The organism is Tateyamaria sp. GN1-10, from assembly GCF_055693845.1.
Map to the genome: position 1 here is coordinate 1,741,640 of NZ_JBVFUR010000004.1, position 11,834 is coordinate 1,753,473.

Annotated in this window: 9 protein-coding genes; all 9 read left to right on the plus strand. The window is 61.4% G+C overall.

From position 1 onward, the window contains the following. The first annotated feature begins 24 nt into the window (after positions 1-24). The 9 genes from ACZ1HN_RS10365 to glmM all read left to right on the plus strand — a co-directional run bounded on the left by ACZ1HN_RS10365 (position 25) and on the right by glmM (position 11,829). Positions 25-966 (plus strand): glycine--tRNA ligase subunit alpha, encoded by a 942-nt coding sequence (locus ACZ1HN_RS10365; protein ID WP_472727438.1) that lies wholly within the window; start codon positions 25-27, stop codon positions 964-966. Further along, the gene (locus ACZ1HN_RS10370) at positions 963-1,484 is read left to right on the plus strand and encodes a DUF6446 family protein (RefSeq protein WP_472727439.1); all 522 of its coding nucleotides are present in this window, start codon (positions 963-965) and stop codon (positions 1,482-1,484) included. Before ACZ1HN_RS10365 ends, ACZ1HN_RS10370 begins: the two co-directional genes overlap by 4 nt. Beyond that, complete coding sequence (gene gltS, locus ACZ1HN_RS10375; protein WP_472727440.1) at positions 1,481-2,683, plus strand: sodium/glutamate symporter; 1,203 nt, start codon at positions 1,481-1,483, stop codon at positions 2,681-2,683. Before ACZ1HN_RS10370 ends, gltS begins: the two co-directional genes overlap by 4 nt. 9 nt (positions 2,684-2,692) lie before the next feature. Further along, on the plus strand, positions 2,693-4,918 hold the full coding sequence (gene glyS / locus ACZ1HN_RS10380) for a glycine--tRNA ligase subunit beta (protein ID WP_472727441.1): 2,226 nt from the start codon (positions 2,693-2,695) through the stop codon (positions 4,916-4,918). A gap of 230 nt (positions 4,919-5,148) precedes the next feature. Then, on the plus strand, positions 5,149-7,686 hold the full coding sequence (locus tag ACZ1HN_RS10385; RefSeq protein WP_472727442.1) for a putative PEP-binding protein: 2,538 nt from the start codon (positions 5,149-5,151) through the stop codon (positions 7,684-7,686). A gap of 154 nt (positions 7,687-7,840) precedes the next feature. Further along, positions 7,841-8,482 (plus strand): cell wall hydrolase, encoded by a 642-nt coding sequence (locus ACZ1HN_RS10390; protein ID WP_472727443.1) that lies wholly within the window; start codon positions 7,841-7,843, stop codon positions 8,480-8,482. Positions 8,483-8,574: 92 nt separating this feature from the next. After that, positions 8,575-9,504: a dihydroneopterin aldolase gene (locus ACZ1HN_RS10395; protein ID WP_472727444.1), complete on the plus strand. Its 930-nt coding sequence runs from the start codon at positions 8,575-8,577 to the stop codon at positions 9,502-9,504. Continuing rightward, positions 9,504-10,481, plus strand: a complete 978-nt coding sequence (folP, locus tag ACZ1HN_RS10400; protein ID WP_472727445.1) for a dihydropteroate synthase — start codon at positions 9,504-9,506, stop codon at positions 10,479-10,481. The genes ACZ1HN_RS10395 and folP overlap by 1 nt, the downstream gene beginning before the upstream one ends. 1 nt (position 10,482) lies before the next feature. Then, complete coding sequence (gene glmM / locus ACZ1HN_RS10405) at positions 10,483-11,829, plus strand: phosphoglucosamine mutase (RefSeq protein WP_299209486.1); 1,347 nt, start codon at positions 10,483-10,485, stop codon at positions 11,827-11,829. The last annotated feature ends 5 nt before the right edge of the window (positions 11,830-11,834 follow it).

The following is an 11,834-nucleotide window of genomic DNA, read 5'->3' on the forward strand; positions in this document are numbered from 1 at the left end:
GCAATTCAATCGATGGCTTGACCCATGTCCGACACCGTTACACCGCCCCGTTCCTTCCAGGAAATCATCCTACGCCTTCAGACTTATTGGGCGTTCAAGGGCTGCGCGGTGCTGCAACCCTATGACATGGAGGTCGGGGCAGGGACCTTTCACCCCGCCACAACGCTGCGCAGCCTCGGATCGCAGCCCTGGGCCGCGGCCTATGTCCAGCCCTCGCGCCGCCCCACAGATGGGCGGTACGGTGAAAACCCCAATCGCTTGCAGCACTACTACCAGTACCAGGTGTTGATCAAACCCAGCCCCCCCGATCTTCAGGAGCTGTATTTGGGCAGCCTTGCGGCCATCGGCGTGGATATGGCGTTGCACGACATCCGCTTTGTCGAGGATGACTGGGAAAGCCCAACGCTTGGTGCGTGGGGCCTTGGGTGGGAAGTGTGGTGCGACGGCATGGAAGTCTCGCAATTCACCTATTTTCAACAGGTTGGTGGGCATGACTGCCATCCGGTGTCGGGTGAGCTGACCTATGGGTTGGAACGTCTGGCGATGTACATCCTCGGCGTCGATCACGTGATGGACATGCCCTTCAATGACCCGCAAACGCCCATCGCCCTCAGCTACGGCGACATCTTCAAGCAGACGGAAGAAGAATACGCCCGTTGGAACTTTGATGTCGCCAACACCGAGGTGTTGCTGCGTCATTTCGAAGAGGCAGAGGCCGAGTGCGAAAAAATTCTAGCCCAGGCGCATGACGACCCCAAAACCGGCAAGCGCATCATCATGGTGCACCCGGCTTATGATCAGTGCATCAAGGCCTCCCACATCTTCAACCTTCTGGACGCCCGCGGCGTGATTTCAGTCACCGAACGGCAAGCCTACATCGGGCGGGTCCGCGCGCTGGCCAAGCAATGCGCCGATGCCTTCGTGCAAACTCCGGCCGGTGGCTGGCAGCCGGGAGATGCGGCGTGAGCGGCAAAATCATCGGGGTTGTCATCGTGCTGAGTTCCATCATCGCAGGCGCAACCCTCTACTACCTGCAAATCTACGGCTTCTACGAAGAGGTTGAGACGGCTGAGGTGCAGCTGGTGTCCGTCGTCTCCGACACGCCGGAACCCATCCCCTTTGCCGATTTCCAGGCCATCGACGCCGACAGTTCGCCCATCCGCTATCGGGCCTGCTTCACGACGGACATGTCGCTGGCCCTGCTGACCGAAACCTATGTGGGGCTGGAAGAGGCAACGCCGCGCAACGCGCCGGGCTGGTTCGACTGCTTCGACGCCGAAGCCATCGCGGCAGAACTTGACGCAGGCACCGCCCTCCCGTTCCTCGGGCAAAAGAACGTCGATTTCGGTGTCGACCGCATCGTCGCGATCACCGAAGATGGGCGTGGCTATGTCTGGCACGAATTGAACGATTGCGGCGACAAGGCCTATGACGGCACCATCGTGGGCGAAGAATGCCCGGATCGCGACCAGATCAGTCAATGACACTGGCCGTTCCAGCCTTCATCACCGCCACGCTGGGCCTCGCCGTTTTCCTGTTCGGGACAATTCTCAACGCAAAGTTCGAGGTCCTGCGCCGGTTCAACATCCCGGAACCTGTGTCGGGCGGGCTGATCGCCGCCGTGATCGGGCTGCTCCTCTACTTGTTCCTTGATGTACAGTTCGCATTCGAGATGGACGCCAGGGACTTCTTCCTCGTCCTGTTCTTTGCCGGCATCGGTCTGAATGCCCGGTTCGAAGACCTGCTTACCGGCGGTAAGCCACTGGCAATGCTTCTGATCCTGACTCTGGTGATGATCCTCGTGCAAAACGGGATCGGCACGGTGGGGGCAGTCCTGTTGGGCTATCCCGCCGCTACGGGTGTCTTGTTCGGCTCCGCCGCCCTGATCGGAGGGCACGGCACGGCAATTGCGTGGTCGCCCGAGGTGGCCGAAGCCAGCGGACTGACCAATGCCCCGGAGCTTGGGATTGCTGTCGCCACGCTTGGGCTCGTTCTGGCCGCGCTGATTGGTGGCCCCATTGCGCGCTACCTGGTGGAAGGCAAAACCCTGACCCCGGATCGACCGGACGAAGGGCTGACGGTTGGCCTGCCCGCCGACAATGGCCCCAAGACACCCATCGACCCGATCACCGTCTCGCGTGTGCTGCTCTATCTCAACCTCGCTATCATCGGGGGCTACTCGGCCCATCTCGGCCTGAACGAAGCCGGCATAAAACTCCCGCTCTTCGTGCCCTGCCTGATCATGGCCATCCTGATCGCCAACACCCGCAGCGCGCTGTTTCCAAACGCAATCCCCGTGGCGCGGACCCCCGCACTGGCGCTCATCTCTGAAATCGCACTCGGCGCGTTCCTCGCCATGTCGCTCATGTCCCTGCAACTCTGGACACTGGTTGAACTGGGGGCGGCCATCGGGTTGATCCTCGCGCTGCAAACGCTGGCCACACTGGCTTTCGTGATCTTCATCCTGTTCCCGCTCATGGGCGGCGGCTACCGGGCCGCCGTTCTGGGGGCAGGGTTCGGCGGCTTTGCCCTCGGCGCCACCCCCACGGCCATTGCCAATATGACGGCCGTGACCAAACGATATGGCCCGTCGCCCATGGCCTTTGTCATCCTGCCCTTGGTCTCGGCCTTCTTTGTCGATATTGCCAACGCCATCGCTATCCAATTCTTCGTCAATCTCTAGAGCGTCCCAATGCCTGACCTTCTGATCGAACTCTTCTCCGAAGAAATCCCCGCACGCATGCAAAAACGCGCGGGCGAGGACCTGCAAAAGCTGGCCACTAACGGTCTGGTCGAGGCTGGGCTGACCTACGCCTCTGCCGCCGCCTTTACCACGCCGCGCCGCCTGACGCTGACGGTCGAAGGTCTGCTGGATCAAAGCCCCACCACCCGGGAAGAGCGCAAAGGCCCCAAGGCCGACGCGCCCGAAAAGGCGATCGAAGGGTTCCTGCGCGGCGCGGGCCTGACCCGCGACCAGGTCGAGGAGCGCGAGACGCCCAAGGGTAACGTGCTCTTTGCCGTGATCGAAAAACCGGGCCGTCCCGCGGCCGAGATCATTGCCGAGGTGCTTGAGGCGACGATCCGCAATTTCCCATGGCCCAAATCCATGCGCTGGGGTACTGGCGCGCTGAAATGGGTGCGTCCGCTGCACTCGGTCCTCTGTATCCTGACGGATGAGGCAGGGCACAGCGTCGTACCGGGCGAGGTTGATGGCATCACCTTCGGCGACACCACCGAAGGGCACCGCTTCATGGCCCCGGGCCGCTTCGCCGTCACGTCCTTTGACGACTATAGCGCCAAGCTTGCCCGCGCCCACGTGGTGCTGGACGCCTCCGAACGGGGCAACAGTATCTGGAACGACGCGACCAACGCGGCCTTTGCGTCCGGGCTGGAGGTGGTCGAGGACAAAGGCCTGCTGGCCGAGGTCGCGGGGCTGGTCGAGTGGCCCGTGGTGCTGATGGGCAAGATCGGCGATGACTTTTTGGACCTGCCGCCCGAGGTGCTGCAAACCTCGATGAAAGAGCACCAAAAGTTCTTCTCAGTTCGGAACCCCAAAACGGGCCGGATCGAACGGTTCATCACCGTGGCCAACCGCGAAACGGCGGACAATGGGGCTACGATTTTGGCGGGCAACGAAAAGGTGCTGAGCGCGCGGCTGGCGGACGCAAAGTTCTTCTGGGAGAATGACTTGCGCACCGTTCGTGAAGTTGGACTTGAAGGCATGGCAAAGCCATTGGCTGACGTCACCTTCCACAACAAACTTGGATCTCAAGCCGAGCGCGTCGCCCGGATCGAAGCACTGGCCCGCGAACTTGCGCCAGTGGTCGGCGCCAAACCCGACCTCGCCGCCGAGGCCGCCCGGATTGCCAAAGCCGACCTCGCCTCCGAAATGGTCTACGAATTCCCTGAACTGCAAGGGATCATGGGCAAATACTACGCAGAAGCCGCGGGTCACAATGACGGCGTTCCGGAAGCGTGCGAGGAACATTATTCGCCACTGGGTCCGTCGGATGATGTGCCGACTGCGCCGGTGTCGGTTGCTGTCGCACTGGCGGACAAGCTGGACACGCTGACTGGTTTTTGGGCGATTGAGGAGAAGCCGACAGGATCGAAAGACCCGTATGCGCTGCGTCGGGCGGCGTTGGGCATTATTCGGCTGGTGTTGGATAACAAGTTGGCACTTGCTTTAAAAAATGCCTTTGCGGCACGCATTGGTCTTCACGTTGCCATGCTCGCGGAAAGCACATCCTCGGACGAGTGCGAGGACCTTGAAAAAAACCTGCGGCTTGATGCCGATTTTCAATCCAAGTTTGATGCGATCAAGGCGGATAGAGAGGGAGTACTGCATTCCTTCGGTTTCAACGATGTTGGCTCAAAGACACTACCTCTTGCTAGCGACCTCCTCGCCTTCTTCCACGACCGCCTCAAAGTCCACCTGCGCGACCAAGGCATTCGCCACGACATCATCGACGCCTGCATCGCGATGCAGAACAACGACGACCTCACCCTGCTGGTCAAACGGGCCCGTGCCCTGTCCGAAACCCTCGCCACGGACGATGGCGAAAACCTGATCCAGGGCTTCAAACGCGCCAACAACATCCTGACCCAGGCCGAGGACGCCGACGGGGTCGAATACTCGTACGGCGCCGACATCAAATTCGCCGAGGAACCGCAGGAAACCGCCCTGTTCGAAGCCCTCGATACCGCCGAGGCCAAGATCGCCCCGGCGATGGAGGCGCAGGACTTCGCAGCCGCCATGTCCGCCATGGCCACCCTGCGCGGCCCCATCGACGCCTTCTTCGAGGCCGTCCAGATCAACGCCGACAACCAAACGGTCCGCCGAAACCGCCTCAACCTGCTCAGCCGCATCCGCACGCTGTGCCTGTCGGTCGCGGACCTCACCAAAGTCGAAGGCTGATCTCCTTCATCTTGCCAGATAAACTTCGGGGGTAAGGGGGCTGGCCCCCTTCCAACGCTCGAAAACCGTTGCGCGCACCCGCGTTTCTGCGCCCGCGCCCGGTGTACAGGGGGTGTACGGATGCTGCACCGGGGGTGTCCCCCTGTCACAGGCCGAAAGTTGCACATCCTAAACCCTTGTGCGGTCAAGCTTTACAGCTATGCTGCGCCTCGCAAAGGAGCGATGCCGCAGTGCAGAATAACCCGAACACCACCTTGGTCACCCCCACCGCCCCCATCGCCACCGAAACCCATGGCGGGCGGGCAAAATGCCTGCAACGGCTGACCCGGCTCGACCTGCCGGTGCCGCCCACGGTGGCGCTGTCCTTCGATGCCGTGCACGACATCGCCAGCGGCCATCTCCCTGATATTCCAGCGATTCTTGACCAATTCCCGGACGAGGCGCTGCTCTGCGTCCGCCCCTCGTCCGAGGACCCGGATTGGGGCGGCCCCTCCGCCATCCTTAATGTCGGCATGAACAAAACACGGTACGCGGCGCTCTGCGACACGCTTGGCGCTGACGCTGCTGCGGCGCTGTTCACGCGCTTCGTGCAAAGCTACGCCATCCATGTCGACCGCTTGGACCCGGACATGTTCGATGACGTGACTGGCGAAGGGCCGGACGCGCTGCGACAGACCTTGGAAGCTTATGAAATTGAAACGGAATTCGCGTTCCCTGCAACGCAAGCCGAACAATTGGCAGGCGTTCTCAAATCCATGGCCCGTGCGTGGGAAGGCACCTCCGCCCGCCTGCTGCGGCAGGCCAAAGGCGCCCCCGCAGAAGCAGGTCTGGGCCTGATCGTACAGCAAATGGCCTTTGGCGTCGGGCAGGGCGAAAGCGGGTCGGGCGTCCTGCAGCTGGTGTCGTCAAAGACCGGCATGCCGCAGATCACGGGGCGCTATTTGCGCCAAAGCCAGGGCCGCGACGCCCTGCGGAGCGATGCAAAGTCGCTATTTATCACACGAGACCCCCGTGGCCCCTCATTTGAGGAGCTGGTGCCGGATGTTTTCGCCCAATTGGTTGAGCACGCCCGCCTAATGCGCACCAAACTGCGCGAAGAGATGCAGGTCGAATTCACCATTGAAAACGGGCGCTTGCATATTCTTGACGGTGTACGCGTGGCGCGCTCTTCCCGCGCAGCGGTCCGGATTGCCGTACAGCTTGCGCGTGACGGAATCATTCCGCGGCAAGAGGCACTGATGCGGATCGAACCGCGCGCATTGAATGAGTTGTTGCACCGGCAGGTGGATCGCCATGCCAAGCGTGACATTCTCGGCACCGGAATTGCCGCCAGCCCTGGTGCTGCCACAGGCAAGCTGGTGTTTTCCTCCAATGAAGCACAAGCAAGCGCGGCTCGAAACGAGGATTGCATCCTCGTCCGCCGCGAAACCTCGCCTGAGGATATTCGGGGTATGCATGCGGCCAAGGCCGTTATCACTGAACGTGGCGGGATCACCAGCCATGCGGCTGTGATCGGGCGCGGCATTGGACTGCCTTGCGTGGTGGGGGTGAGCGACATCCGCTTCCAGACCCGCAAAGGGCTGTTGACGACGCCGGACGGGCGCACAGTCGCCGCGGGCGACGTCGTCACCGTGGACGGCACCAATGGTACGATCCTTTTGGGCGCGCCCAAGATGCAGGAAGCGGCCCTTGATGACGCGTTTACCGACCTGATGGATTGGGCCGACGCCGAGCGCGATATCGACATCCGCGCCAATGCCGACACACCAGCCGACGCCAAAACCGCAAGCAATTTCAATGCCCAAGGCATCGGGTTGTGCCGGACAGAGCACATGTTCTTCGAGCCGGGTCGACTGACGCTCATGCGTGAGATGATCTTTGCCGAAACCAGCGACGACAGGCGGGCGGTGCTGGAACGGCTCTTGCCCATGCAGCGGACTGACTTCAACCAGCTTTTCCGCATCATGCAGGGCAAGCCGGTTTGTATCCGCCTGTTTGACCCGCCGCTGCACGAATTTCTGCCCACCGATCGCAACGGTCAACGCGAGCTTGCTGATGCGCTGAACCTGCCCCTGTCCGATGTCACCCGTCGGATCGAGGCGATGACCGAATATAACCCGATGCTCGGTCTGCGCGGCGTGCGTCTTGGGGTGACCGTCCCCGAGATTTACGATATGCAAGCCCGTGCGATTTTCGAAGCAGCGCTTGATGCTGGCCGTGACGGTGCGCCAGTCGTACCCGAGATCATGATCCCGCTGGTGAGCGCCAAGAGGGAGGTCGAGTTGGTGCGCACACGCGTCGACGCAATTGCGGCGGCCGTTGCAGCTGAAAGGGGAGAGGACTTTGACTACCGTCTTGGCGTCATGGTTGAAACGCCACGCGCGGCGCTACGGGCGGGTGACATCGCGCAGCACTGTAGCTTCCTGTCCTTTGGCACGAACGACCTGACACAGATGACATATGGATTGTCGCGGGACGACGCTGGGCGGTTCATGTCCGACTATGTCAGGCAAGAGGTCTTTGTCGAAGACCCGTTTCACTCTCTCGATATCGATGGTGTCGGCGAGTTGCTCAAACTTGGTTCAGAACGCGGGCGGGCGGCCAGGCCGGACGTGACGCTGTCCATATGCGGTGAACATGGCGGCAACCCCGAATCAATCGCCTTCTGTCGGCAGGCTGGTTTTGACTATGTTTCGTGTTCTCCGTTCAGGGTTCCGGTGGCTCGGCTGGCTTCCGCTCAATTGGCAATTTCCCACAAAATCGGGTAGGTTTCCGCTCCATTCGCCACAGTATGCTGAGGCATCTCACAAGCGATATCGCGCCCACGCATAGCGGCCATGTGCGACCAAATCGCCCAAAAACTGGACGAACTGGTCAATTTTCCCTAAATGCCGCTGATCGGAAACGATCCTGGGGTGATCAATGCGACGTTTGGTAAAGGCGCTGCTGGCATGGTCCATGCTGGCAGGGACGCAGCTTGCTGCGGCAGATGCCGAGAATACGAGTGTAACTGGTGAGGCGTTGCGAAACGCGGAGAATCGTGGATTGCGAGGTGTGCCGTCAACACGGCTTGCGGCTTTGCTGACGGAACCGGACAGGAATACCGACATATCGTTTTCGCGCAGCTGGGTTGATGCACAGCCCAAAGCCTTGGGTGATGCACATTGGCGGTGCCTGAGCGAGGCACTTTACTTCGAGGCGCGTGGAGAAACGGTCAAAGGTCAATTTGCCGTGGCCGAGGTCATTATGAACCGTGTGCGCAGCGCCCGTTTTCCCGACAGTGTCTGTGGCGTGATCAATCAAGGGACGGGGCGCAAGTACCAGTGTCAATTTACCTATACCTGCGATGGCGCTCCGGAAACCATCCGCGAGCAACGCGCCTTTGAGCGTGTGTCCAAAGTGGCCCGAACCGTTCTGGATGGTCGTGCGCCTGCCCTGACAGAAGGTGCAACGCACTATCACACGACCGCAGTGCGCCCACGCTGGAGCCGCGTTTACACCAAGACGGCTGCCATCGGCGTGCATGTCTTTTATCGGCACACCTTCCGCACCGCCTCAAACTGACGTTTTCGGGCCCAAGGGCGGCGTCTTTGCCCCTGTCCCCGCGGGGACAGCTTGGGTAGAAGGACGCAACTTTGACTGCATAGGTCCGCATCATGGCGTCCGAAATCCGTCTTGCCTTTTCCCATCCGTCTGAACGGTCGGAAGCAACTGCCACATCGGCACCACTGGATCGCATCTCGGTCCGCGACCACACGGTCGAGGTCGAAATCGGCGCCTTTCAGGCCGAGCGTGGAGTCACGCAGCGCATCTGTTTCAACATCGTGGTCGAGGTGCGCCCGCTCACCGGTCCGATTGATGACGACGTGGATCGCATCCTGTCCTATGACAAGGTGACTGAGGCGATCGCCTATGAACTGGCCGCCGAACGTCTGAACCTGCTTGAAACCCTGTCCGAACGTGTGGCCGACCGCATCCTGATGGAACCGCAGGCGATGCGTGTCTTTGTCCGCATCGAGAAACTGGACCGTGGCCCGGGCGCGCTGGGGGTCGAGATTGTGCGCAGCCGGGGCACGGCCCGTCCCGTCGCGACCGAGGATATGGAAGAGGACGTGATGCACCCCGAACTGGTGTATCTGTCCAATGAGGCCATAGCCTCCGAAAACCTGAGTGGTTGGATTGATCAGCTTGAGGCGATGGGCCGCCCCCTGATCTTCTGTGTTGGGCCCGCCGATATTGACGCGCCTGAGGCCAGCCACCCGCTGGCGCAACGGCGCATCGACTTGCTCGCCATCGAACAGAATGCGTGGGTGCTCGCGGCCCGTGACTCGCGGTGCAAGGTCGTGGACACCCGGACCGAGCTGGATTGGGCCATGCGGAACGGTCAGGCCTGCGTCTGGGCGCCCTCCAAGATCGTTTTGGATGCGGTGGACGGCCCCTCTGCTAAAGGCGCGGATGCTGTCGCATTGGCATCGTGGTTTGCAGCCACGTTTGACGTTCTGGAAATGCTTGTGATTGGCGATGATGGTCCCAAGGATGCCCCGGTTGCTTTGCGCGCGGTTCCCGTGGATCAGGCCAAGCTGTAATGCGGTATGTCCGCCCGTTGATGCAGGTGGGACCAGCCCGTCCGGATGAGGCGATTGTCTTTGGCGGGTGCTGGTTCACACATGCCGAAACCCTGTCACGTACCGACGCCGCACATATCGTTCCGGTGTCTGACTTAACAGATGTCGAACGCGCGCGGTTTCGAGACCCTGGGTCTGCGCCGCAGATCATGGGCATCCTGAATACTACACCCGACAGCTTCTCGGACGGGGGACAGCACAACGCGCGCCACGATGCAGTAGCGCATGGTCAGGCGTTGATAAAGCAGGGCGCAGATATCCTCGATATCGGGGGCGAAAGCACCCGGCCGGGCGCTGCAACAGTGGACATGGATGAAGAAATCGCGCGTACTGCGCCGGTGATCCGCGACCTGCGCGCTGCAGGCGTGACCACGCCCATTTCTATTGATACGCGCAAGGCTGCGGTCGCAGAGGCGGCGCTGGATGCCGGTGCGTCCATTGTCAACGATGTGTCGGGCTTTACCTACGATCCTGCTCTTGCCACGCTCTGCGCCACGCGCGGTGTGCCTGTTTGCGTGATGCATGCGCAGGGTGATCCGCAGACCATGCAGGACAATCCATTTTACAGTGACGTTCTACTCGACGTTTATGACTTTCTCGCCGAACGGATTTCGGCATTGCAGGCGGCGGGCATTGCCAGGGACAAGATCATCGCTGACCCCGGCATCGGGTTTGGCAAGACGCTGGATCACAACCTGACCCTGCTGAACCGGATCAGCCTGTTTCACAGCCTTGGTGTGCCGATCCTTTTGGGTGCGTCGCGCAAGCGGTTCATTGGCACCATCGGCAACGCGCCCGAAGCCTCCGCCCGTGCGCCCGGTTCGGTGGCCGTGGCCCTTGCCGCCCTTGCCCAAGGTGTGCAGATCATTCGTGCGCATGACGTTGCCGAACACGCGCAGGCCATTGCGCTGTGGCGCGCTTCCGTGGCACATCGCTAGCATGACAAAGCTTTTCGGGACGGACGGCGTCCGCGGCACGGCCAACACCGCGCCCATGACGGCCGAGATGGCGCTGCGCATCGGCGCGGCAGTGGGGCGGTACTTTCGCAGGGATGGCGACAGTGTGCACCGCGTAGTGATTGGCAAGGATACGCGCCTGTCCGGATACATGTTTGAAAACGCGCTGACGGCAGGTCTGACCAGCACGGGCATGAATGTCTTGCTGCTGGGGCCGGTGCCAACACCGGCCGTCGGGTTGCTGACGCGATCCATGCGGGCCGATCTGGGCGTGATGATTTCAGCCAGCCACAACCCCGCCCATGACAACGGTATCAAGTTCTTTGGTCCCGATGGCTACAAGCTGAGCGATGCGGCGGAAGCGGAAATAGAAAACCTTGTGTCCCAAGGGGTTGACCCTGTCCCCGCGGGGACAATCGGGCGTGCGAAGCGGATTGATGATGGTCGCTTCCGCTATGTGGAACGTGTGAAATCCTCGTTCCCGCGCCAGATGCGGCTGGACGGACTGAAGGTGGTTGTGGATTGCGCGAATGGCGCCGCCTACCGCGTGGCACCCGAAGCCCTTTGGGAACTTGGGGCCACGGTCATCCCGGTCGGGGTGGCGCCGAACGGGCACAATATCAACGAGGGATGCGGGTCCACCCAGCCCCAAACGGCAGCGGAAGCGGTTGTGGCGCATGGCGCCGATGTCGGCATTTGCCTTGATGGGGATGCTGACCGGGTCATCCTGCTGGATGAAAAGGGGCGTGTGGGCAACGGCGATCAGTTCATGGGCCTCATGGCGGCCCGCTGGGCGGCTGAGGGGCGGCTCAAGGGCAATGCGCTTGTCGCGACAGTCATGTCCAATCTGGGCCTTGAGCGCTTCCTTCAAGGGCGCGGTGTTGGTCTGGAGCGCACTGGTGTGGGCGACCGCTACGTGGTTGAACGCATGCGCGAGGGTGGCTTCAATCTGGGCGGTGAGCAATCGGGTCACATCGTGATGACCGACTACGCCACGACTGGCGACGGACTTATGGCGGGGCTGCAATTCCTGGCGGAACTGGTGCAGTCCGGCAAGCAGGCCAGCGAGGTACTGCATGTTTTTGACCCCGTTCCTCAACTTCTCAAGAATGTACGTTTCGCTGCCGGGCAGGCTCCGCTGGATATGGACAGCGTCAAGACGGCCATCACCGAGGCCGAGGGCCAGTTGAATGGCAACGGTCGGTTGCTGATCCGCAAATCCGGGACCGAGCCGCTGATCCGGGTCATGGCGGAAAGCGAAGACGAAACCGTGCTTAACGCCAGTGTGGAGCACGTCGTCAAAGCGGTAGAGGCAGCCGTCGCGCCGTGATGCCT

What these genes read in the sequence shown, in the direction of transcription:
- glmM (WP_299209486.1), top strand. Translation starts at nt 10,483, where the DNA reads ATGACAAAGCTTTTCGGGACGGACGGCGTCCGCGGCACGGCCAACACC.
- gltS (WP_472727440.1), top strand. Translation starts at nt 1,481, where the DNA reads ATGACACTGGCCGTTCCAGCCTTCATCACCGCCACGCTGGGCCTCGCC.
- folP (WP_472727445.1), top strand. Translation starts at nt 9,504, where the DNA reads ATGCGGTATGTCCGCCCGTTGATGCAGGTGGGACCAGCCCGTCCGGAT.
- ACZ1HN_RS10390 (WP_472727443.1), top strand. Translation starts at nt 7,841, where the DNA reads ATGCGACGTTTGGTAAAGGCGCTGCTGGCATGGTCCATGCTGGCAGGG.
- ACZ1HN_RS10395 (WP_472727444.1), top strand. Translation starts at nt 8,575, where the DNA reads ATGGCGTCCGAAATCCGTCTTGCCTTTTCCCATCCGTCTGAACGGTCG.
- ACZ1HN_RS10365 (WP_472727438.1), top strand. Translation starts at nt 25, where the DNA reads ATGTCCGACACCGTTACACCGCCCCGTTCCTTCCAGGAAATCATCCTA.
- glyS (WP_472727441.1), top strand. Translation starts at nt 2,693, where the DNA reads ATGCCTGACCTTCTGATCGAACTCTTCTCCGAAGAAATCCCCGCACGC.